Consider the following 20,178-nt stretch of genomic DNA (forward strand, 5'->3'; position numbering starts at 1 on the left):
TGCCGCCGCGCTCACATGCCGGTTAGCGAGACGCCTGGAGCGTCATGCGGCACAGCGACACGAGGTCCCGATCGTAGAAGGACGGATTGGAAACGATCTCGGGGCAACGCCTCTGGGCCACCTCGGGCTTGCCGTTGCCGAGGCCGGCAATGCCGGGTGCAGGCACGCCGCCTCCACCGCCGCCGCCATTGTTGCCGCCACCGCCGGCGCTACCACCGCCGTTGTTACCGCCGCCGCCGGTACCACCGCCGCCTCCACCACCGCCATTGTCATCGCCGCCGTCGCCACCGATACCGATGCCGATACCGACATCGACGCCGCCGCCGCCAATGGAGGCAGATGCTCCCGCATTCACGCCATTGCTGCCGCCGACAGATGCACCCACGCCCGCGTTGATGCCCTCGCTGCCGCCAACGCTGGCGCCGACGCCGGCATTCACGCCGTTGCTGCCGCCGACCGAGGCGCCTGCACCTGCGTCGATACCACTGTTGCCGCCGACGCTTGCACCTGCGCCGGCGTTGACGCCGCCGCTGCCTCCAATCGAAGCGCCCAGCCCGGCGCCGATGCCTTCATCGCCGGAAACTCCCAAGCCAACGCCGGCGTCGATACCGCCGGCATCGACCCCAATGCCGATGCTCTGTCCCTGGGCCGGGCCGCTCAGAACAAAGGCAACCGCCCCGCCGGCCAGCGTCTTGCTTATGATGGACATGATATTAGCCATGATAACGCTCTCCTTCAGGTTTGATGCCGGCAGGGGTTGCCGGCTACATGAAGGGGTACGAATGCCCGCCCGCGAAAGTTGCGGATCACCGCCCGCCAGGGTTGTGCATCGGTTTAGGGTGGCGTCGGCCTTTGATTCAAACTCGAGTTGGTTTTCCGCTACCGGCCCAGCATGACCAGATCCTGACGCAGCCTTTCAGGATCGGAACCGATCAGGAGAGCTTCTATCTGCTCTTCCGTGCGGGCCCACACTGGTACGGCTCGTGCCAGCAGGGCGTGTCCCTCTGGCAAAAGCACGAGCCGTTTGCCGCGGCGATCCGCTTCATCGGTCCTGGCTTCGAGCAGGCCGCGCCGTTGGAGCGGTTTGAGCATCGCTGTCAGCGTCGTGCGGTCCATGGCGAGAAAGGCCGCGATCTCGCCCATCAGCGGCGGGGCAGGGCGGTTGAGCGACATCAACAGTGAGAACTGGCCGCTGGTAATGCCGATCGGCCGCAGCGCTTCGTCGAACATGCGCGCCGTGGCGCGCGCAGCCCGCTGCAGGTGCAGGCAAAGGCATTTGTCCCGCACATGCAGGGTTGTTGCGAAGGGAAGCGTATCGTGGTCCGGCGAATCGGCAGGCTTTGACATGCCATAATTATGTTGATATCAACTTTATTGTCCAGAGAGGTGCGGCGGACGGCGGAATAGGCGAGGGAGGAACAACCATGCCGGAACAGGTGCTGGTCCTGATCGGTACCAAGAAAGGCGTCTTCATCGCGCAAAGCGATGCGGCCCGCAGTTCCTGGGAATTGCGCGGACCGTTCTGCGAAACCTGGCCCATGCAGCATGTGATCGGCGACCCAGCCACGGGCACGATCTATGGCGCGGCCGGCAATGAATGGTTCGGCCCGGCGGTATGGAAATCCACCGATCTCGGCGAAAGCTGGTCGCATTCGAGTGAGGGGCTCGCCTACGAGGCGGGGCAAGAGCCCATCAAGGCGGTCTGGAGCCTCGCGGCCCGTAACGGCCGCCTCTATGCCGGCGTGCAGCCGGCAGGCCTCTTCTTCAGCGACGATGCAGGCCAGAGCTGGACCCACATGGAAGGCCTGCAGAAGCATCCGACGCGGCCCGACTGGGAACCCGGCGGAGCGGGGCTCATCCTGCATTCGCTGGTGCCCGACCATGCCGACCCGGATCGCATCTGGATCGGTATTTCGTCGGCCGGCGTGTTCTTCACGGGTGATGGCGGCAAGACTTGGGAGCCGCGCAACAAGGGCACACGCGCGGACTTCATGCCCGAGGGGCAGAACTACCCTGAATTCGGGCAGTGCGTGCATTGCCTCGTGCAGGCGCCTGGCGAGCCGGACCTGCTCTACCAGCAGAACCATTGCGGCATGTATCGCAGCGCCGATGCCGGCAAGACGTGGGAGAGCATAGAGGCGGGCCTGCCTTCAAGCTTCGGTTTCCCCGCGGCGGTTCACCCGCGCGATCCGTCGACGCTCTATCTGCTGCCGCTCAACGGCGACATCCACGGCCGGTTCGTGCCCGACGCCAAGGCGGCCGTCTGGCGCACGCGCGACGGCGGCAAGAACTGGCAGGACATGCGCGAAGGCCTCCCGCAGAAGAACGCGTTCTTCGGCGTACTGCGCCAGGCCATGGCTGCCGACCGCATGGACCCAGCAGGCGTCTATTTCGGCACATCCGGCGGCGCGCTCTTTGCCTCCAACGACGAGGGCGATAGCTGGTCCTGCATCGCGGAGCACCTGCCGTCGATCTCGTCGGTCGAGACGATGGTCGTGACGCGCTGACCAGTTATGCCTTCCGACGCTCCGCAGAACATGGCCCCGGTCGTAGTAAAGCTCTCGCCGCTGCTGGTCGATCTGTTTCCTGGCTCGACGCGTCACGTCGAGATGCACGCCGACAGCGTTTCGGCAATGGTGCGCGAACTCGACCGCCGCTGGCCCGGCATGGGCGACCGCATCTGCGATTCTCGCCCCGCCATCCGCAAGCACATCAACATATTCGTGGGCGGTGAGCGTGCCTCGCTCGGCACCGCCCTCGCGCCAGGCTCGGAAGTCTTCGTGCTGACCGCGATCAGCGGCGGCTGACCCGTCTGGTGCCGTGGCCCCGCGCCTCAGGCGAAGGCGCGGCCTTCCTCCATGCGCTGGAAATAGACGAGGTCGAGCCGCAGGCTCGGCTGACCCAACGCCGTAAGCATCGCGTGCGCCTGCCCCCGGTGGTGGGTCTGGTGGTTGAAGAAATGCGCCAGTGCCGGGGCGAGCCGCTGTGAAATGGTGCGCATGTCGGTGGCCGTCACATAAGTGAAGCGGCCGGCCAGGTCTTCCTTGCTCAGCGAACCTATCCAGTCGACGATGCGTGCATCTTCCGCCTCGCGAGCGCCGCGCAGGCCGACGAAGTCCGGATACAGGATCGTGTCGAGAGACGCCGGTGCCGCACCTTCTCCGGTGAAGCGCTTGAGCCATATCCGGTCGGTCACCAGCAGATGGTTGAGCGTGCCCATTAGCGAGCCGAAAAACGCGCCCATGTCGCGGTTCTGGTCCTCCTCCGAAAGGGCCGCGGTCGCCTCGTAGACGAGCGCATTGGCCCAACGGTTATAGACTGCAAACATCTGAAAATGCTGACGCATGGGCTTTCCTTTCAACCTCGGACGGTCGATGTTGCGGCACACCTACACAAGCAAGAGGCCCGCGCCAATGACCATTCTGCTTTATGACCTCGTCGGCACCGACCGCAGCCGGCCGTTCAGCCCGCATTGCTGGAAGGTGGCTTTTGCTCTTGCGCATAAGGGGCTCGCCTACGAAAGCGTGCCCACGCCCTTCACCGCCGTTAAGGGCGTGGAACAGGGCGTCTGCGGCACCGTGCCGGTTATCCGCGATGGCGAGCGGGTTGTCGGCGACAGCTTCGCGATCGCGCTCTATCTCGAGGAAACCTATCCCGACCGGCCGTCGCTGTTCGGCGGCGAAGGCGGCAAGGCTGCCGCCCGTTTCATCGAGCGCTGGTCGCAACTCACCGTTCACCCGTTCCTGGGCGCGGCCGTGCTCATGGACATCCACGACAGGCTCGATCCGGCGGATCAGGCGCATTTCAGGACGACCCGCGAGGCGCGGTTCGGCAAGCCCATTGAGGAAGTGCCGGTCGGCCGCGATGCCGGGCTCGACGCGTTCCGCGCAAAGCTGGAACCGCTGCGGTCAATGCTTTCCGTCCAGCCATTCATCGGCGGAGAGACGGCACTCTTTTCCGACTACATCGTTGCCAGCGCGTTCCAGTGGGCGCGGGTGATTTCCCCCTATCCGGTGCTTGCGGCCGACGATCCGGTGGCAATGTGGTTCGAGCGATGCCTCGATCTCCATAGCGGGCTCGGCCGAAGCGTTTCTGCTGCGGCCTGACGGCCCCGCTCGCCCCTTCACATCGGCACGGCGGGCCTGTATAGACCCGCCACCTCTCCGATTTTTCTCATGACTGAAGGACCGACCATGGCGATCGAACGCACCTTTTCGATGATCAAACCCGACGCAACGCGCCGCAACCTCACCGGCGCGATCACCAAGATGCTGGAGGACGCAGGTCTGCGCGTCGTCGCATCCCGTCGCGTGTGGATGAGCCGCCGCGATGCGGAAGGCTTCTACGCCGTCCACAAGGAGCGCCCGTTCTTCGACGAACTGTGCGAATTCATGTCCTCCGGCCCGACCGTCGTTCAGGTGCTGGAAGGCGAGAACGCCATCGCCAAGAACCGTGAAGTCATGGGCGCCACCAACCCGGCCAACGCAGATGAAGGCACAATCCGCAAGGTGCACGCCCTGTCGATCGGCGAGAACTCCGTTCACGGCTCGGATGCCCCGGAAACGGCAGCCCAGGAGATTCGCTACTGGTTCTCCGACACCGAGATCGTCGGCTGAATCGGATTATCGGCCTTTGCCGATAATGCTATGAACTGATTGAGCAAAAGGCCGCGGCGATGCTGCGGCCTTTTCGCTTTTCGCGGGGTATCAGGCCGACTGGCGCAGCCTCGGAGCGGCCGTCAGCGCCGCTGGTTGTCGACGATTCTGAACGAAAGCAGCGAAAGCGTCCTCGGGCAGGGCTGGGCTGTAGTGGTAGCCTTGGAAGAAATCGCAGCCGAAAGCTCGCAGAAACGCTTCCTGCCGCGCATTTTCGACGTGCTCGGCCACGGCTGTCAGCCTCAGTGTCCGCGCGGTCCCGAGAATGGACTTGACCAGCGCTCGGTCGCTCTCGCCGCTCTCGATATCTGCCACGAAGCTGCCGTCGATCTTCAGTTCGTCGAACGGCAGCCGCTTGAGGTGGGCGAGCGAGGAGTAGCCGGACCCGAAATCGTCGAGCGAAAGCCGTACGCCGAGCGCCTTCAGCGCATGCATCCGATTGCCGATATGTCTGCGATCCCTCGTCATGATGCTTTCCGTCAACTCCAGGGTCAGAAGGCCGGGCTTGACGCCGTGGGCTTCAAGCAGTGCGGAAAGGTTGGAGACGAAGTCGTCGCTGGAAAGCGCCTGTGCGTTGACGTTGATGGCAAGGCGTAGCCCAGCGGTCGTCGCGTCCCGCTGCCAGCGTGCGAGTTGCGCGACACCCGTGGCCAGAACGAAATTGCCGAACTCGCGGATCAGGCCGAACTGCTCGGTCAACGGCACGAACCGCTCCGGCAGCAGCGTGCCGAATTCGGGGTGTTGCCAGCGGCAGAGCGCCTCGGCGCCGATTACGTGGCCGCTGTCGTCCATCTGCGGCTGATAATGGAGTTCCAGCGCATCCGTGCCTAAGGCTGCCTTGAATTCATTGAGCAGCCGGTAACGGTCCGATTCCGGGCTCATCGATAGATGATCGTAGACCGCCATGCCGTTCCGTCCGGCAGCCTTGGCCTGGTACATCGCGATGTCGGCCTGTTTCAGCACGTCTTCCGGCTGGCAATCCCTGCCGTTGAAGACGACGACGCCGAGGCTTGCGGACGATGCGTGGTTGAATTGACCAATCTCGAAGGCGCCACGCATTGCCGCCAGAACCTTGTTGGCGGTCATGATGGCCGCGCGATACGTATGCGCATAGTCATGGCCAGCAATGTCGAGGATAACGACGAATTCGTCACCGCCGATGCGCGCCACCGTGTCTCCCTCGCGTACGCAAGCTTGCAGCCGCCGGGCGACCTGCACCAGATATTCGTCGCCGACGTCGTGGCCGCGCGTATCGTTCAGTGTTTTGAAGTTGTCGAGGTCGATGAAGATCAGGGCGCCGCAGCCGGCCCTGTCGTGGCAGCGACCAACCGCCCTGGCCATGCGATCCATGAACATGCGACGATTGGGCAGGCCGGTAAGCGGGTCGAAGAAGGCAAGCTTCTGGATCTCCATCTCGTTGCGCTTGCGCACGGAGATGTCGTTGACGTAGCCGTGCCACATGACGCCGCCGCGGACGCGTTCGGGTTTGGCGCTCGCGCGCAGCCATTTGTTCGTTCCGTCTGCTGCGATTGCCCGGAATTCCATGTCAAACGGTTCGAGGGCATCGCGGGAGGCGCGCAGGGCGCGTGCAAAGTCTCTCCGGTCGGCTTTCTCGATCATTCGCAGGAAGCGGCTTGGACTGCTGAAAGACTCGTGAGGCTCGAGACCAAAAATGGTGCGGAAACCGGCGCTTGCGTATGAGAGCTCGTAGGTGCCCTTTGCATTCCTCTCGAGCTGCACAAGTCCGCCCGGCACCTGAGATGACAGCTTGCGAAGCAACTCTTCGGCTTTCAGCCGGTTGACCGTCTCGGTTATCTCGCGAACAGAGCCTTCGTAGAAGAGCGTCCTGCCGTTGCCGTCGCGCACGAGGCGGGCCGACTCCGTGATCCAGATGCGCTCGCGGGTCTTGTGTCGATAGATCTCGGAGACGAAGTCCTTGACGAAGCCGTCGCGCGCCAGGATGGCGCGGAACTGGTCCCGGCGACGTGGTTCTACATACCACTCCTTGCCGATATTCTTGGCCGCCGCGAGAAGCTCGGCCTCTGTTTCGTAGCCATTGAGCTTTACCAGCGCCTTGTTGGCGCTGAGCTGCCGCCCTGCCGGTGAAGAACGATATATGCCTTCCGAAAGGTTCTCGATCAGATCGCGCTGGTTTGCCTGCTCGGCGCGGCTGCGCCGGTAGAGGCGGCGGTTGCGAAAGATCCAGATGCCCAGCAGGCAGGCGAGCACGACATTTGTCGTGGCAAGCCATTCCCGGCTGATCACCAGATCAATCATCGTGGCAAAGAAGAATTCCATGCACCGCCGCCCGATTACCCAGCGGCAACACTAAGTCGACGAAGTTGCAAATATTATAATTGCGACAACGAGGTCATGGCATGTTTAACGCCAGGTAAACCTTCACCAGCGCCTGGTGGATGTTTCATCCGCTTCGGTGGCGTCCACCCATGGACCTGGTGTGCCGTCGATGAGATGTTCCCGTTTCCAGAATGGGGCGCGCGTCTTCAGAAAGTCCATCATGAACGAGGCGGCCTCGAATGCGGCCTGGCGATGCGATGACGCTGCAATCACCACCACGATGTTTTCGCCCGGCACGATAAGGCCATGGCGGTGGATGGCCGTAAGGCCCGTCAACGGCCAGCGGCGGATCGCTTCCTCGGCGATACGGCCGATCTCGGCTTCCGCCATGCCCGGATAATGTTCAAGCTCCAGCGCTGAAAGGCGACCGTCCTCGTCCCGGCAAAGTCCGGAAAAGGTGACGACGGCGCCGATATTGGAGCCGGCGGCCGAAAGCCGCGCGACTTCCTCGGCGAGATCGAAATCCTCCTGCTGGATGCGCACTGTCGGAACAACGGTGCTGCCGCCCATCGGATTATCCGCCGGTCATGGGCGGGAACAGCGCGATCTCGCGCGCGCCTTCCAGCCGTTCCTTGTGGTCGACATGTTCCTGGTTGATCGCCACGCGGATCGCCTCGGGATGGCGCAGCGCCTCGGCGTAGCCATCATCACGCGCCTGCAGCCACAAAAGCAGGTCGCGCACCGTGTTGAGATAGGCAGGAAGCTCGATATCTTCCTCGGCCGTGCCTATCCGTTCACGTACCCAGGCAAAATATCTCAGCTTCACAGCCGTCACCGCTATTCCTCGATCACGTGCTTCAGCCCGGCGCGGAAATAATCGTATCCCGTGTAGAGCGTGACGATCGCCGAGACCCACAACAGAACGATGCCGATTTCGGTGGTGTAGGGCAGAATCTTGTCGCCTGCCGGTCCGGCCAGCAGGAAACCGATCGCCACAAGCTGGATGGTCGTCTTCCATTTCGCGAGCTGCGTGACCGGCACCGAGACTTTCAACGCCGCCAGATATTCGCGCAATCCGGAAACGAGGATTTCGCGGCACAGGATGATAATCGCCGCCCACAGCGACCATTTGTCGATGGTGCGGTCGAAAGCCAGCAGCAGCAGGACGGCCGAGACGAGCAGCTTGTCGGCGATCGGGTCGAGCATCTTGCCGATATTCGAGGTCTGCTCCCAGATGCGCGCTATATAGCCGTCGAAATAGTCGGTCACGCTGGCGGCGACAAAGATCCAGAATGCCGCCCAGCGCCACCAGTCGGTGGGCCGTATCCGTCCCTCGAGATAGAAGCAAAGAACGATGACCGGTACGGCAAGTATGCGCCCATAGGTCAGCATGTTTGGCAGGTTGAAGGCGCGTCTGGACATGGCTTCCCGAAACGATTCTCGCTCCTACTAATCAGTACGTGCCGTGGGCGGTCAACCTCGCACCCTGCGGCATCTGGCCCGAACCGGCATCTGGCTCATCCATTCTCGTGAAAATGGCCATATATTTGACGGGCGACCCGCTCCGAAATCCCGTCCACCGCCATCAGGTCGTCCACCCCGGCACGACTGACGGCCTTGGCGGTGCCGAAATGATGCAGCAGCGCGCGCTTTCTGCCGGGGCCGATGCCTGCGATCTCGTCGAGCGGGTTTCTCACCATTTCCTTCTTGCGGCGGGCACGATGCGACCCGATGGCGAAACGATGCGCCTCGTCGCGCAGCCGCTGGACAAAATACAGCACCGGGTCGCGAACCGGCAGCATGAAAGGCTCGCGGCCCGTCACGAAAAAGCGCTCACGCCCCGCATCGCGGTCCACGCCCTTCGCCACGCCGATAGCCGTCACCCGCTCGGCGATCCCCAGGTCCGCCAGGATCTTGCGCACGGCGGACATCTGTCCCTGGCCGCCATCGATCAGGATCAGGTCCGGCCATGCCGGCAGCGTGTCGGCTACGAAGTCGTCATCGGCTTCGGTCCCGGCATCGGCCTCCTCCTTCGCGCCGTGTTCCTTCAGCAGCCGCGAGAATCGCCGCTCCATCACCTCGCGCATCATGCCGAAATCGTCGCCGGGCGTGATGTCAGTCGAGCGGATGTTGAACTTGCGATACTGGTTCTTCACGAAACCTTCCGGTCCCGCCACGATCATCGCGCCGACCGCGTTGGTGCCCATGATGTGCGAGTTGTCGTAAACCTCGATGCGGCGCGGCGTTCTTCCCAGCCCGAACGTCTCGGCAAGGCCCGCCAGCAGCCGCGCCTGCGACGACGTCTCCGCCAGCCTGCGCCCCAGCGCTTCGCGCGCATTCTGCAAGGCGTGGTCGGTGAGGTCCTTTTTCTCGCCGCGTCGCGGAACCGAAACGGTGACCTTGTGTCCGGCGCGGGTCGCCAGCGCCTCGGCAAGCAGGGCGTGCTCCTCAACCTCGTGCGAGAGGAGCACGGTGCGCGGGCAGGGCTTGTCGTCGTAGAACTGCGCCAGGAAGGCCCCCAGCACCTCGCCTGCCTCCAGCGACGGATCGGCCTTGGGGAAATAGGCGCGGTTGCCCCAGTTCTGGCCGGTGCGGAAGAAGAAGACCTCGATGCAGTTCTGCCCGCCTTCCTGATGGATCGCGAACACGTCCGCTTCCTCGACGGACTGAGGGTTGATGCCTTGGTGGCTCTGGATGTGCGAAAGTGCTGCAAGCCGGTCGCGGTAGATCGCTGCCCGCTCGAAGTCGAGCGCTTCCGAGGCCTCCTGCATGGCGCCCGAAATCTCGGCCTTCACCTTGCTGGAGCGTCCGGTGAGGAACGCCTTCGCCTCGCGCACCAGCTCCGCATAGCCCTCGCTGTCGATCTCGCCCGTGCAGGGCGCGGAGCAGCGCTTGATCTGGAAAAGCAGGCACGGCCGCGTCCGGTTCTCGAACATCGAGTCGGCGCAGGAGCGCAGCAGGAATGCGCGCTGAAGCGCATTGATGGTCCGGTCGACCGCGCCCGCCGACGCGAACGGGCCGAAATAGTCGCCCTTGCGGGAGCGCGCACCGCGATGCTTGAAGATGCCCGGCGAGGGATGATCGGTCATCAGGATATATGGAAACGACTTGTCGTCGCGCAGAAGCACATTAAAGCGCGGTCGCAAGCGCTTGATCAGATTCGCTTCCAGCAGCAGCGCTTCGGTTTCCGTACGGGTGACGACGAATTCCATCGCCGCGGTCTCGCGCACCATGCGCCCGATGCGATTGGTGTGTCCGCGCCCCTGCGCGTAGTTGGTGACGCGCTTCTTGAGGCTGCGCGCCTTGCCGACATAGAGCACGTCCCCGGCGGTGTTCATCATCCGATAGACGCCGGGCGCATTCGGCAGACGCTTGACCAGCTCCTGTATGACCTCGATGCCGGCCTTGCTCTCGCCCGTGTCGGCCGTCAGCGTGCCCCATTCGATGTCGAGAGCCACTTCGGCTACGGGTTCGGCCGTTTCTGCGAGTTCGGCATCATCGTCAGCGTCATCGCCGGGCATGATGCCTGCGACATCCTCATCTGCTTTCGGGCGAAGCGGGTCGTGTTTGGGGATGGGCGGCTTCATTCGGCCACTCCATAGACGTCCGGCGTCTTCCAGGAGAGATGCTGGCCTCCGTCGAGCGCGATCATCTGCCCAGTCACCGAGCGCGCCTGCCACAGATAGCGGATCGTAGCCCCGAATTCCGACAGGTCCGGCCCCCGCTTGAGGAGCAGGGCGTCGCTCTGCTTGCGAAAGTCGTCCGTGTCCTGCCGTTCGTTCTTGAGCGTCGGGCCCGGCCCGATCGCATTGACGCGAAGGCGCGGGCCGAAGGCCTGCGCCATGGTCTGCGTGGCCGTCCACAGCGCCGATTTCGACAAGGTGTATGAAAAGAAGCGCGGGGTGAGCCGCCACACCCTCTGGTCGATAACGTTCACGACCAGGCCCTCGACGCCTTTCGGCAGGGATGTGGCGACATCCCGCGCCAGCGCCACGGGTGCCTTGAGGTGAACGTCGAAATGCCGGTCCCAGACCTGCCAGTTGAAATCGTCGGCCGCATCGTCCTCGAACAGAGATGCGTTGTTGACCAGCAATCTCACGGGGCCGAGAGCGGCCTGTACCTCTGGTATGATGCGATCGACCGCATTCATGTCGTTCAGGTCTGCCTGAACGACATGTGCCTGCCCGCCTGCCGAGGCGATTTCAGCGGCCAGAGCGTCGGCCTCACCGCGCGAAGTGTTGCAGTGAATCGCCACGGCAAACCCGTTGGCCGCGAGGTCGCGTACGATCGCTGCGCCAACACGCCGCGCCCCGCCTGTAACCAGGGCGACTGTCAACTCTTCCTTTACCATGAAGCGGTCGTCCTCAAGGATTTGGCCGGTCTTCCATCGGCTCCTTCTCAGGATTCGGGAAGCCGGAAAACCTTGATATAGGCCAGCTTTCGCCTGCAACCAAGCCGGACCCCGGCGCTGCGCGACGGGCACCTGACACCGGTGTTGCCAAATCGCAACGTCAAGTTTCAGCCTCATTCTCGCCGATGAAACACCTACTTTCAGGTGTTGTTCAGCCGCAATCGGGGACCAAGTAGGGAACCGTGGACGCCGACGACCGTTTGCCTCCCGTTACGGCGAGGGCGTCAAACCAAGGGGGAAGCGCGTAATGCTTCCTGCGGCAAAGGAGTTAGAATAACATGCAGACCAAGACCAGATTTGCCATCAAGGCAGCCGCAGGCCTGGGCCTGGCGGCATTCACCGTCCCGGCAATGGCGGCTGACGTTGTGTATCAGGAGCCCCCGGCACCTGCACCGATCGTTCAGGCCGCTCCGGTAAGCACTTGGGCCGGCCCTTACGCCGGTGTTCAGGCTGGTTACGGATTCTCGGGCGACGTGTCCGATGGCACCGGTGGCTCGATCGGCACCAACGGCTGGCTCGGCGGTGCGTTCGGCGGTTTCAACATGCAGAACGGCCAGTTCGTGTACGGTGTTGAAGGCGACGTGAACTACAGCAACATCGACGGTTCCGACGGCACGTTCACCGCGCGTTCGCGCATGGACGGCTCGATCCGTGGCCGCGCCGGTGTGGCTGTGACCGACGACATCCTGCTCTACGGTACGGCAGGTCTTGCCGCTGAGCGTCTGCGCATCACCGAAGACGCGACCGGCACGGCCGACACCAACACCATGCTCGGCTACACGGTCGGCGCTGGTACGGACGTCAAGCTGACCGATCAGGTGTTTGCGCGTGGCGAGTATCGCTACACCGATTACGGCTCCAAGGAGTTCACGCTCCCGGGCGTCGGCACTGCGGACATCGATTCCAGCAACCACCGCGTGACGATGGGTGTTGGTATCAAGTTCTGATCGTCCAACGACGAACAGTAAAAGAAGGCCCGGAGCGATCCGGGCCTTTCTTTTTGCGCGCCCTCTAGCGCGGGGTCAGCGCGGCGAGTTCCGGAAAACGCTCGTCGAAGCGCTTTGCCCAGCGTGTCAGCTTTGAGCGACCGCGCTCCCATTTGCCGTCGAAGCGCAATGCCAGGTAACCGAGCATCGCCCGCATGGCGATCTGCCCGCCAGTCGCCTTCTTGGTCATCTTCGGCGGGTTGGCGTTCAATGCGTCAAGCCCACGCTCGGCCTTCGCCCACTGTTTGTCGAGCCAGGGCTGGTGGACCATGTCTTCCGGACGGCTGCGGCGCTCATAAACATGTGCGAGCAGGCAATCGCAGATGCCGTCGGCCAATGCCTCCAGCCTTTCCGCTTCCAGCCGCTTCTGGGCGTTGCGCGGGAATAGCGCATTGCCGGAGAGGCGATTGAGATACTGCGTGATGGCGCGACTGTCGTAGACGGTCTCACCGTCATCGGTGATCAGCACCGGGATCTTGCCCAGCGGATTGGCGTCGATCAGTTGTGCCGGTTCGGCATTGGTGTCGACCACCTTTGCATCGACTTCTATGCCGCACCATGCGGCTGCCATGCGAACCTTGGCACTGTAGGGGGAGGCGGGTGAGTACAAGACGACGGGCATGCGTGAACTCCAGGAGCGATTCATCCGGGGCAGACGCTATTGCTTTGCTCGGTTGGCATCAATCCGTCGGAGTTGGTCCAGCCTCAGCCCCCCGGCGCCGGCATCAGGGCGCGGGGCATCCGGCAGGCGCGTGCGTTCACTTCCGCGCATGAGCGGAATTCCAGTTCCTTCGTCATGCAGATGCGCACCTCGCGCACGAAGCGCCCGTCGCAGGTCACCGCGATGCCATCCTCCGGCATCGTCGGATTGGCGGCAATAAAGTCCGTCTCGACATCGTCCGGCTCGATCTCCACGCGCTTGGCCGACCGGGCGAAGCGGGTAGGGATATTGATGCGCTCGCGCGCGGCGCGCACCACGGAGAAATAGTCCTGCTGGCTCATGCCGGCGCAGGATCCATGTTTGCGCCATTGGTGGCCGACAAGACCAGCAGACGGCATCACGTCGAGCATCTGCCGCACAGTCGCGTCGGGAACGCGCTCCGGTTCGGCGCTGTCGCAGAATTCGGGCCAGCCGCTTTCGAACTGCGGCCACAGGCCATGCACCACGAAAGCGTGATCCCGACCGGTCCCGCATTGCTGGCGATTGGCATCGGACCCTTCCGCCGCGCAGTAGCTAGGCGACCAGGATAACGATAGGACGAAGAAATCGTACCCGTCACCCGTAGGCAGGTCCGGCTGCTGGGACGCGGATGGAGCGCAGGCGCTCGCAACCAGCAACACCGCCAGCAGCGGTGCCTGAATAATTCTGGCCGTGAAGATTACCACTTTGCTGGGCGGAGGACCCGGCAGCGGCTGTTATAGACGTTCCAGCGGTCGAAGCCCGACACGCAGAATTCCACATTGCTACCGATGCCGGCGAAGCCCATCGGGCGTTCGATCAGGTACCAGACGTCGCGGCTATGGCCATCGGAGAGTGCAGCGGTCGCATGGCAATAGCGCCTGTCGATCGGTCGCTCGGCATGGCTGGGCTGGTAACGCGTTTCGCTGATCCGGTAGAAATCGACGATGTCGACCTGCGGCAGCCGCGGCACGTTGCGCACCTGGTGGCGGAAGCGATTGGTGATCTTGCTCAGCACCTTCTCGTTGCCGCAGATGCCGGGCTCGTCGATGCGCACAGCAACCGGGTCGGCCGCCGACGCGGCAACGACTGCTCCCGACAGAGCGAGCATCGAAGCCAGAAGCAGTCTGGCGAAACGGATCATTGGAGCCTCCGGCCTGTTGTTGAGCGCGCGATTCCCGCCGCCGCGGCAGTCTGGTCAAAGCCTTGCCGCTGGTCAAGCAGGCGTCAGCCATACGGTTTCCGCAAGTGCCGACCGGTCTTCGGCAAGCACGTCGCGCAGCGCCGGCAGCAGAACCTTCAGTTCGTCCTCGAGGACATAGGGCGGATTGACGACGATCATCCCCGTACCATCGAAACGTGGTTCCGGCGAGGGCTGCCGCAGTTCGAAGACCACGTCCATGATCTTCGGTATGCCGGTCTGTTTCAGCATCTCGCGCATGGCCGTCACCGCATTGTGGTCCTTGATGGGATACCAAAGCGCGTAGGTGCCGCCCGGCCAGCGGCGATGTGCTTTCTGAAGGCCATCCACGATGCGCTTGAATTCGCCTTCCTTCTCGAATGGCGGATCGACGATCACAAGCCCGCGCTTTTCCTTCGGCGGCACCTGCGAGCCCATGGCGAGCCAGCCGTCGAGTTCGATTACCCGCACCTGCCAGTCGCCGGCAAAGCGTGTCCGCAGCGCGAAACAGTCATCCGGATGCAGCTCGATTGCGGTCAACCTATCGGCGCCGCGCAATAGCTGTTTCGTCAGGACAGGCGAGCCGGGATAGTAGCGGAATGGATGACCGACGTTGAACGCGCGAACCGCGTCGAGATAGGGCGCAGCCAATGACGCCGCCGCGTCAGGCAGCGCGGCATCGAGTAGCCTGCCGATGCCGTCGCGCCATTCACCGGTTTTCTGCGCTTCTTCCGAAGACAGGTCGTAAAGCCCGGTGCCGGCATGAGTATCGATCACGCGAAATGCACCCGGCTTGCGTTTGAGATACTCGATGATGCGCGTCAGCAGCAGGTGCTTGACCACGTCGGCGAAATTTCCGGCGTGATAGGCGTGGCGGTAGTTCATGCCTGCTCCGTCTGGCTTGCCTTTTGCGAAGCTGGCTCTACTCCGCACGCTCGATTTCGGCTAGGTCTTACACCATGAACCAGCATGCCAAAATCCGCACCGGCCATTCGGCCTGCCCGCACGATTGCCCGTCCACCTGCGCGCTCGATGTTGAACTCCTCGACGAGCGCACGATCGGGCGTGTGCATGGTGCCAAGGACAACAGCTACACCGCCGGCGTCATCTGCGCCAAGGTCGCGCGCTATGCCGAGCGCATCCACCATCCGGACCGGCTGACGAAGCCACTCGTCCGCGCTGGAGCCAAGGGCGAGGGCGCATGGAAGGAGGCGAGCTGGGAAGCCGCACTAGACCTCGTGGCGGAGAAATTCATCGCGGCGGAGGAGAAATACGGCTCGGAGACCGTCTGGCCTTACTTCTATGCTGGCACCATGGGCCTCGTGCAGCGCGACGGCATCGAGCGGCTGCGCCACGCCAAGAAATATTCCGGCTTCTTCGGCTCGATCTGCACCAACCTTGCCTGGACCGGCTGGATGATGGGCACCGGCAAGCTCGCCGGCTCCGATCCGCGCGAGATGGCAAAGTCGGATTGCGTGGTGATCTGGGGCACCAACGCCGTCGTCACCCAGGTCAATGTGATGACCCATGCGATCAAGGCCCGCAAGGAGCGCGGCGCCAAGATCGTCGTCATCGACATCTACGACAACGCCACCATGAAGCAGGCCGACATGGGCCTGATCCTCAAGCCGGGCACGGACGGCGCGCTTGCCTGTGCGGTCATGCACGTGCTGTTCCGCGAGGGCATGGCGGACTGGGCCTATCTCGAGAAGTACACCGACGATCCGAAGGGCCTCGAAGCGCATCTTGCGACGCGTACGCCGCAATGGGCTTCCGCCATCACCGGGCTTTCGGTGGAGGAAATCGAAGCCTTTGCACGGCTGATCGGAACGACGAAGAAGACGTTTTTCCGGTTGGGCTACGGCTTCGCGCGCCAGCGCAACGGCTCGGTCAATATGCACGCGGCACTCTCGGTCGCCGCCGTCACCGGCTGCTGGCAATATGAGGGCGGCGGCGCGTTCCACTCCAATTCCGGCGTGCTGAAGCTCGACACCCAGTTGCTGGAAGGCACCAGCCTGCGCGACCCGAACATCCGCCATCTTGACCATTCGCGAATCGGGCCGGTGCTGATGGGCCATGAGGACGCGCTCTATGGCGGGCCGCCTGTCACGGCGATGCTGATCCAGAACACCAACCCGGCAAATGTCGCGCCCCAGCAGCGCCTCGTGAAGCAGGGCTTCCTTCGCGACGATCTCTTCACCTGCGTCCACGAACAGTTCATGACGGACACGGCGAAGCTGGCCGACGTCGTGTTGCCGGCAACGATGTTCATGGAACATGACGACATCTACAAGGGCGGCGGCAACCAGCACGTCACCCTCGGCCCCAAGCTGATCGAGCCGCCGGAAGGTCCGCTTACCAACCATTTCGTGATCGAGGAACTGGCGAAGCGGCTCGGCGTCTCCCATCTGCCGGGCTTCGGCATGACGGAGCGCGACCACATCGACGTCATGCTTGCTGCCAGGGGCCTCGGCACCTTCGAGACCTTCCGAGAGCAGCGCTGGGCGGACCTGCAACCGCCCTTCGAGGACGCTCATTACATAAAGGGCTTCGGCCATGCCGACGGAAGGTACCGCTTCCGGCCCGACTGGACCGGTCAGGCCGCGCCGAACCGCCCGCCGAAATCGATGGGCATCTTCGGCCCTCACCATCAATTGCCCGAGTTTCCGGACCATGTGGAGCTGATCGAGGTTGCCGACGAGGAGCACCCCTTCCGTCTCGCGACATCGCCGGCCCGCACATTCCTCAATTCGAGCTTCACCGAGACGCCTGGATCGCGGAAGCGGGAACGGCGACCCGAACTGATGCTTCACCCGGACGATGCGGAAGCGCTGGGTGTTTCGGACGGCGGACGGGTCGAGATCGGCAACACGCGCGGCGAGGTGGTGCTCCACGCGAAGCTTTTCGACGGCGTGCGGCGCGGCGTGGTGGTGGCGGAGGGCATCTGGCCGAATTCCGATCACGAGCGCGGCGAGGGCATCAATGTGCTCACCGGCGCGGACGCCCCTGCGCCTTATGGTGGTGCTGCTTTCCACGACAACAAGGTGTGGGTAAGGGCTCTCTGAAGCGGTGTGAGGCGATCGCTGAGGCGGCCCCCGTCTCAGCCAAGCTCTTTCGGCGTGACGAACCCTTCAAGCATAGCTGCGCCAGGTCGGAGCGCCAGCCATGGTCCGCCAAAGCCGAAGCGCGCAATGGCGGCCGTCGGAAACTTGGCTGACAGCCTCGCCATCGCCTCGTCGTTGCTTTCCGGCGAGGCTATAAGGGCGGCAAGTTCCTCCAGACCCGGATTGTGCCCGACGACGAGCAGGCAGCCCGCCTCGTCAGGGGCTGACCTGACGGCCTCCAGAATACGCGCGGCCGGTGCCTCGTAGATCGCCGGCACGAAATCGCATAAAATGCCGTGCGGAAGCGCCGCGGCGACGAGTTCCCACGTCTGTCGCGTTCTCAGCGCCGGTGAGATGAGCGCGTGGTCCGGCTTCCAGCCGCGCAGCGTCATCTCCTCCGCAATCCTGGAAGCCGCCTCGCGCCCGCGCTTTGCCAGCGGCCGGTCGAAATCGTCGAGCGACGGGTCGTCCCAGCTCGATTTCGCGTGACGCAGCAGGAGCAGGCTTCTCTCCGTCATGCCTTCTTGCGGCTGTGATAGGTCAGCGCCAGCGCGATGCAGTGCTTCAACTCGTCTTCCGGCAACGCGTCCGAGGCGCAAAAATGCATGGCGCGATTGCCCTCGAACGCGAAGCTGTTGGGATAGAGGCGCCGGAACGTTGCCACCAGATCGGTCTGGCAATGAAAATAGATTGCGAAACGCTGCGGATCATCCTTGATCGCATCGATGCGGATCGTGCTGCCGCTACGCGTCTGCGGGGTCAGGTAGCTTGGCTGCCCCCATTTCAGCGTCTCTTCGAGGTGGCCGACGCCAGCGGTCTCGGCTGCGGTGTCGAAGATCAGGCGGCGCAGTTGCAGCAGTTTGTCGTGCGAGGGGCGAGGATAGTTTCCGAACGCGGCCGCCACGTTGACATCGTCGAAGGCTGGTGTCGGCGCTGTGTCAGGCATGGCCAATCGCTCGTTACGGATCCGGGTTCAGCCCATCCTAGCGCATTGCTGCTGCCAGCGCATGGCAGCAGTCTTCAGGGCGTCATGCGGGCAAGGCTCTCGATGTCGACGGCTTCGCTGGCCGATCCAGGCGAAAGCAGGCTGCCTTCTGCGCCCACGCCGCTGAGCACGGCGCGGCCGTTCTCCATGCGCGCCTTGCCCTCGGCAACGAGACGCAATGCCAGCGGATAGAGCTGGTGCTCCACGCCCAGAACGCGCGCGGCAAGCGTATCTGCGTCGTCGTTGGGCAGGATTGGCACCGCGGCCTGCGCGATGATCGGGCCGCCATCCATTTCCGCCGTCACGAAGTGCACGGAACAGCCGTGGATTCGCATCCCTTCCTTGAGCGCGCGTTCATGGGTATCGAGACCTTTGAAAAGCGGCAGCAGCGAGGGGTGGATGTTGATGAGGCGGCCGGCCCATTTCTCGGTGAAGGCTGGCGAAAGCAGCCGCATGTAGCCTGCCAGGCAAACGATGTCGGCGCGGAGCTCTTTCAGCTTCGCATCCAGCGCTTCGTCCATTGCTGCCTTGTCGGCGTGGTCCGCCTTGGTGATGGCAACCGTCTCGATGTCCTGCGCCGCGGCGACCGACAAGCCTTTCGCATCGGCATTGTCGGCGATGACGCCGACGATCTCGGCCGGGTAGGCGGGGTCGCCGGTCGCTTCGATCAGGGCGTTCATGTTCGAGCCGCGTCCCGAAATCAGGATGACGACGCGTTTGCGTGCGGTACTCACAGGCCAATTTCTCCACGATATACGACGCCGGCCTCGCGGCGCGGCATGATCCGTCCGATGGTCGTCACCTCCTCGCCCTGCTGAGCCAGAACGGCGGCGACCTGCGCGGCCTGGCCGGCAGCCACCACCATCACCATGCCGATCCCGCAGTTGAAGGTGCGCATCATTTCCGCCGGGGCTACGCCGCCGGTCTTGGCAAGCCACGAAAATACCGGCGGTACGTCGATCGCGTCGAGGTCCAGCTCGGCTGCGAAATCCTTCGGCAGCACGCGGGGTATGTTTTCCGGGAATCCGCCACCGGTGATATGCGCCAGCGCCTTGATGCCGTGGGTCGAGCGGATCGCGGCAAGAACGGATTTGACGTAGATCCGCGTCGGTGTCAGCAGCGCCTCGCCAAGCGAGCGGTAACCGTCGAACGGTGCCCTGTCGTCCCACCCGATACCCGAGGATGCCACGATGCGGCGAACCAGCGAATACCCATTGGAGTGAACGCCTGAAGATGCGAGCCCCAGCACGATGTCGCCTTCGACGATGTCGTCGGTTGGCAGCAACTGCCCGCGCTCGGCCGCACCAACCGCAAATCCCGCAAGGTCGTAGTCGCCTTCGCTGTACATGCCGGGCATCTCGGCCGTTTCTCCGCCGATGAGCGCGCATCCCGCTTGCCGGCAGCCTTCTGCGATGCCGCTGACGATCGCTGCGCCCTGATCAGGGTCGAGCTTGCCGGTCGCGAAATAGTCAAGGAAGAACAGCGGCTCCGCGCCCTGTACCACAAGGTCGTTGACGCACATGGCGACGAGGTCGATGCCGACCGTATCGTGTCGGCCCGCCTCGATCGCGACCTTCAGCTTGGTGCCGACGCCATCGTTGGCGGCGATGAGGATAGGATCGCTGAAGCCGGCGGCCTTGAGGTCGAACAGGCCGCCGAAGCCGCCGATCTCGCCGTCGGCGCCGGGCCTGCGCGTGGAGCGCACCATCGGCTTGATTTTTTCGACAAGCGCGTTGCCTGCGTCGATGTCGACGCCCGCATCGGCATAGGTGAGGCCGTTCTTACGTTCGCTCATGGCTGCGCGCCCCGATCCTGATTCAAGGCGGGCTCTTCGCACGAAGCGACCGCGCGGGCAAGCACAAGCACGCCTGTGGACAGGC

At 63.6% G+C, this 20,178-nt stretch carries 23 protein-coding genes; 6 read left to right on the forward strand and 17 right to left on the reverse strand.

Annotated elements, in window-relative coordinates; genetic code table 11:
• Window positions 1–22: 22 nt before the first annotated feature.
• Together V1479_RS09730 and V1479_RS09735 are read right to left on the reverse strand one after the other, a co-directional pair.
• Window positions 23–721 (reverse strand): hypothetical protein, encoded by a 699-nt coding sequence (locus V1479_RS09730; protein WP_368802712.1) that lies wholly within the window; start codon window positions 719–721, stop codon window positions 23–25.
• Window positions 722–879: 158 nt separating this feature from the next.
• The gene (locus V1479_RS09735) at window positions 880–1,347 is read right to left on the reverse strand and encodes a MarR family winged helix-turn-helix transcriptional regulator (protein ID WP_368802713.1); all 468 of its coding nucleotides are present in this window, start codon (window positions 1,345–1,347) and stop codon (window positions 880–882) included.
• A gap of 77 nt (window positions 1,348–1,424) precedes the next feature.
• On the opposite strand from V1479_RS09735, the gene V1479_RS09740 reads away from it, so the two are divergent.
• Both V1479_RS09740 and V1479_RS09745 read left to right on the forward strand, forming a co-directional pair.
• The gene (locus tag V1479_RS09740; protein ID WP_368802714.1) at window positions 1,425–2,507 is read left to right on the forward strand and encodes a WD40/YVTN/BNR-like repeat-containing protein; all 1,083 of its coding nucleotides are present in this window, start codon (window positions 1,425–1,427) and stop codon (window positions 2,505–2,507) included.
• A gap of 6 nt (window positions 2,508–2,513) precedes the next feature.
• A complete protein-coding gene (locus tag V1479_RS09745; RefSeq protein WP_368802715.1) occupies window positions 2,514–2,807 on the forward strand; it encodes a ubiquitin family protein in 294 nt (97 codons plus the stop codon).
• Between the two features lie 26 nt (window positions 2,808–2,833).
• Here V1479_RS09745 and V1479_RS09750 read toward each other — a convergent pair whose 3' ends face one another.
• Window positions 2,834–3,346, reverse strand: a complete 513-nt coding sequence (locus V1479_RS09750; RefSeq protein ID WP_368802716.1) for a DinB family protein — start codon at window positions 3,344–3,346, stop codon at window positions 2,834–2,836.
• A gap of 67 nt (window positions 3,347–3,413) precedes the next feature.
• On the opposite strand from V1479_RS09750, the gene V1479_RS09755 reads away from it, so the two are divergent.
• Window positions 3,414–4,106 carry a glutathione S-transferase family protein gene (locus tag V1479_RS09755; RefSeq protein ID WP_368802717.1) on the forward strand — a complete coding sequence of 231 codons (693 nt, stop codon included), beginning with the start codon at window positions 3,414–3,416 and terminating at the stop codon, window positions 4,104–4,106.
• 87 nt (window positions 4,107–4,193) lie between these two features.
• The gene (ndk, locus tag V1479_RS09760) at window positions 4,194–4,616 is read left to right on the forward strand and encodes a nucleoside-diphosphate kinase (protein ID WP_173193435.1); all 423 of its coding nucleotides are present in this window, start codon (window positions 4,194–4,196) and stop codon (window positions 4,614–4,616) included.
• 90 nt (window positions 4,617–4,706) lie between these two features.
• On the opposite strand, the gene V1479_RS09765 is transcribed toward ndk, so the two are convergent.
• The 6 genes from V1479_RS09765 to V1479_RS09790 all read right to left on the reverse strand — a co-directional run bounded on the left by V1479_RS09765 (window position 4,707) and on the right by V1479_RS09790 (window position 11,304).
• Entirely contained in the window at window positions 4,707–6,953 is a 2,247-nt protein-coding gene (locus V1479_RS09765; protein ID WP_368802718.1) for a putative bifunctional diguanylate cyclase/phosphodiesterase, read from the reverse strand.
• 102 nt (window positions 6,954–7,055) lie between these two features.
• Window positions 7,056–7,523 carry a molybdenum cofactor biosynthesis protein MoaE gene (locus V1479_RS09770; RefSeq protein ID WP_368802719.1) on the reverse strand — a complete coding sequence of 156 codons (468 nt, stop codon included), beginning with the start codon at window positions 7,521–7,523 and terminating at the stop codon, window positions 7,056–7,058.
• A gap of 4 nt (window positions 7,524–7,527) precedes the next feature.
• Entirely contained in the window at window positions 7,528–7,779 is a 252-nt protein-coding gene (gene moaD, locus V1479_RS09775) for a molybdopterin converting factor subunit 1 (RefSeq protein WP_368802720.1), read from the reverse strand.
• 11 nt (window positions 7,780–7,790) lie between these two features.
• The gene (gene pgsA / locus V1479_RS09780; protein WP_173190511.1) at window positions 7,791–8,375 is read right to left on the reverse strand and encodes a CDP-diacylglycerol--glycerol-3-phosphate 3-phosphatidyltransferase; all 585 of its coding nucleotides are present in this window, start codon (window positions 8,373–8,375) and stop codon (window positions 7,791–7,793) included.
• A gap of 95 nt (window positions 8,376–8,470) precedes the next feature.
• Window positions 8,471–10,540, reverse strand: a complete 2,070-nt coding sequence (uvrC, locus tag V1479_RS09785; RefSeq protein WP_438620509.1) for an excinuclease ABC subunit UvrC — start codon at window positions 10,538–10,540, stop codon at window positions 8,471–8,473.
• Window positions 10,537–11,304 (reverse strand): SDR family oxidoreductase, encoded by a 768-nt coding sequence (locus V1479_RS09790; RefSeq protein WP_368802721.1) that lies wholly within the window; start codon window positions 11,302–11,304, stop codon window positions 10,537–10,539. Before V1479_RS09790 ends, uvrC begins: the two co-directional genes overlap by 4 nt.
• A 338-nt stretch (window positions 11,305–11,642) precedes the next feature.
• Here V1479_RS09790 and V1479_RS09795 point away from each other — a divergent pair, with 338 nt between their 5' ends.
• Window positions 11,643–12,311, forward strand: coding sequence for an outer membrane protein (locus V1479_RS09795; protein ID WP_368802722.1), 669 nt, complete (start codon window positions 11,643–11,645; stop codon window positions 12,309–12,311).
• Window positions 12,312–12,375: 64 nt separating this feature from the next.
• Here the strand turns inward: V1479_RS09795 and V1479_RS09800 are convergent, their stop codons facing one another.
• The 4 genes from V1479_RS09800 to V1479_RS09815 all read right to left on the reverse strand — a co-directional run bounded on the left by V1479_RS09800 (window position 12,376) and on the right by V1479_RS09815 (window position 15,094).
• Window positions 12,376–12,972, reverse strand: a complete 597-nt coding sequence (locus tag V1479_RS09800) for a glutathione S-transferase family protein (protein ID WP_173190519.1) — start codon at window positions 12,970–12,972, stop codon at window positions 12,376–12,378.
• Window positions 12,973–13,055: 83 nt separating this feature from the next.
• Window positions 13,056–13,736, reverse strand: a complete 681-nt coding sequence (locus V1479_RS09805; RefSeq protein ID WP_368802723.1) for a ribonuclease T2 family protein — start codon at window positions 13,734–13,736, stop codon at window positions 13,056–13,058.
• Window positions 13,730–14,173, reverse strand: coding sequence for a hypothetical protein (locus V1479_RS09810; RefSeq protein ID WP_173190521.1), 444 nt, complete (start codon window positions 14,171–14,173; stop codon window positions 13,730–13,732). Before V1479_RS09810 ends, V1479_RS09805 begins: the two co-directional genes overlap by 7 nt.
• A gap of 72 nt (window positions 14,174–14,245) precedes the next feature.
• The gene (locus V1479_RS09815; RefSeq protein ID WP_368802724.1) at window positions 14,246–15,094 is read right to left on the reverse strand and encodes a 23S rRNA (adenine(2030)-N(6))-methyltransferase RlmJ; all 849 of its coding nucleotides are present in this window, start codon (window positions 15,092–15,094) and stop codon (window positions 14,246–14,248) included.
• Between the two features lie 74 nt (window positions 15,095–15,168).
• Between V1479_RS09815 and V1479_RS09820 the strand changes: the two genes are divergently transcribed.
• Entirely contained in the window at window positions 15,169–17,274 is a 2,106-nt protein-coding gene (locus V1479_RS09820; RefSeq protein WP_368802725.1) for a molybdopterin-containing oxidoreductase family protein, read from the forward strand.
• Between the two features lie 35 nt (window positions 17,275–17,309).
• On the opposite strand, the gene V1479_RS09825 is transcribed toward V1479_RS09820, so the two are convergent.
• The 4 genes from V1479_RS09825 to purM form a co-directional block, all read right to left on the reverse strand.
• Complete coding sequence (locus V1479_RS09825) at window positions 17,310–17,831, reverse strand: SixA phosphatase family protein (RefSeq protein ID WP_368802726.1); 522 nt, start codon at window positions 17,829–17,831, stop codon at window positions 17,310–17,312.
• The gene (locus V1479_RS09830; RefSeq protein WP_368802727.1) at window positions 17,828–18,259 is read right to left on the reverse strand and encodes a DUF1801 domain-containing protein; all 432 of its coding nucleotides are present in this window, start codon (window positions 18,257–18,259) and stop codon (window positions 17,828–17,830) included. Before V1479_RS09830 ends, V1479_RS09825 begins: the two co-directional genes overlap by 4 nt.
• A 74-nt stretch (window positions 18,260–18,333) precedes the next feature.
• The gene (gene purN / locus V1479_RS09835; protein WP_368802728.1) at window positions 18,334–19,032 is read right to left on the reverse strand and encodes a phosphoribosylglycinamide formyltransferase; all 699 of its coding nucleotides are present in this window, start codon (window positions 19,030–19,032) and stop codon (window positions 18,334–18,336) included.
• A complete protein-coding gene (purM, locus tag V1479_RS09840; protein WP_368802729.1) occupies window positions 19,029–20,093 on the reverse strand; it encodes a phosphoribosylformylglycinamidine cyclo-ligase in 1,065 nt (354 codons plus the stop codon). Before purM ends, purN begins: the two co-directional genes overlap by 4 nt.
• Window positions 20,094–20,178 lie beyond the last annotated feature (85 nt).

The organism is Neoaquamicrobium sediminum (genome assembly GCF_040970315.1).
Classification (GTDB): domain Bacteria; phylum Pseudomonadota; class Alphaproteobacteria; order Rhizobiales; family Rhizobiaceae; genus Aerobium; species Aerobium sediminum.

What these genes read in the sequence shown, in the direction of transcription:
- V1479_RS09730 (WP_368802712.1), bottom strand. Translation starts at nt 721, where the DNA reads ATGGCTAATATCATGTCCATCATAAGCAAGACGCTGGCCGGCGGGGCG.
- V1479_RS09735 (WP_368802713.1), bottom strand. Translation starts at nt 1,347, where the DNA reads ATGTCAAAGCCTGCCGATTCGCCGGACCACGATACGCTTCCCTTCGCA.
- V1479_RS09740 (WP_368802714.1), top strand. Translation starts at nt 1,425, where the DNA reads ATGCCGGAACAGGTGCTGGTCCTGATCGGTACCAAGAAAGGCGTCTTC.
- V1479_RS09745 (WP_368802715.1), top strand. Translation starts at nt 2,514, where the DNA reads ATGCCTTCCGACGCTCCGCAGAACATGGCCCCGGTCGTAGTAAAGCTC.
- V1479_RS09750 (WP_368802716.1), bottom strand. Translation starts at nt 3,346, where the DNA reads ATGCGTCAGCATTTTCAGATGTTTGCAGTCTATAACCGTTGGGCCAAT.
- V1479_RS09755 (WP_368802717.1), top strand. Translation starts at nt 3,414, where the DNA reads ATGACCATTCTGCTTTATGACCTCGTCGGCACCGACCGCAGCCGGCCG.
- ndk (WP_173193435.1), top strand. Translation starts at nt 4,194, where the DNA reads ATGGCGATCGAACGCACCTTTTCGATGATCAAACCCGACGCAACGCGC.
- V1479_RS09765 (WP_368802718.1), bottom strand. Translation starts at nt 6,953, where the DNA reads ATGGAATTCTTCTTTGCCACGATGATTGATCTGGTGATCAGCCGGGAA.
- V1479_RS09770 (WP_368802719.1), bottom strand. Translation starts at nt 7,523, where the DNA reads ATGGGCGGCAGCACCGTTGTTCCGACAGTGCGCATCCAGCAGGAGGAT.
- pgsA (WP_173190511.1), bottom strand. Translation starts at nt 8,375, where the DNA reads ATGTCCAGACGCGCCTTCAACCTGCCAAACATGCTGACCTATGGGCGC.
- uvrC (WP_438620509.1), bottom strand. Translation starts at nt 10,540, where the DNA reads ATGAAGCCGCCCATCCCCAAACACGACCCGCTTCGCCCGAAAGCAGAT.
- V1479_RS09790 (WP_368802721.1), bottom strand. Translation starts at nt 11,304, where the DNA reads ATGGTAAAGGAAGAGTTGACAGTCGCCCTGGTTACAGGCGGGGCGCGG.
- V1479_RS09795 (WP_368802722.1), top strand. Translation starts at nt 11,643, where the DNA reads ATGCAGACCAAGACCAGATTTGCCATCAAGGCAGCCGCAGGCCTGGGC.
- V1479_RS09800 (WP_173190519.1), bottom strand. Translation starts at nt 12,972, where the DNA reads ATGCCCGTCGTCTTGTACTCACCCGCCTCCCCCTACAGTGCCAAGGTT.
- V1479_RS09810 (WP_173190521.1), bottom strand. Translation starts at nt 14,173, where the DNA reads ATGATCCGTTTCGCCAGACTGCTTCTGGCTTCGATGCTCGCTCTGTCG.
- V1479_RS09815 (WP_368802724.1), bottom strand. Translation starts at nt 15,094, where the DNA reads ATGAACTACCGCCACGCCTATCACGCCGGAAATTTCGCCGACGTGGTC.
- V1479_RS09820 (WP_368802725.1), top strand. Translation starts at nt 15,169, where the DNA reads ATGAACCAGCATGCCAAAATCCGCACCGGCCATTCGGCCTGCCCGCAC.
- V1479_RS09825 (WP_368802726.1), bottom strand. Translation starts at nt 17,831, where the DNA reads ATGACGGAGAGAAGCCTGCTCCTGCTGCGTCACGCGAAATCGAGCTGG.
- V1479_RS09830 (WP_368802727.1), bottom strand. Translation starts at nt 18,259, where the DNA reads ATGCCTGACACAGCGCCGACACCAGCCTTCGACGATGTCAACGTGGCG.
- purM (WP_368802729.1), bottom strand. Translation starts at nt 20,093, where the DNA reads ATGAGCGAACGTAAGAACGGCCTCACCTATGCCGATGCGGGCGTCGAC.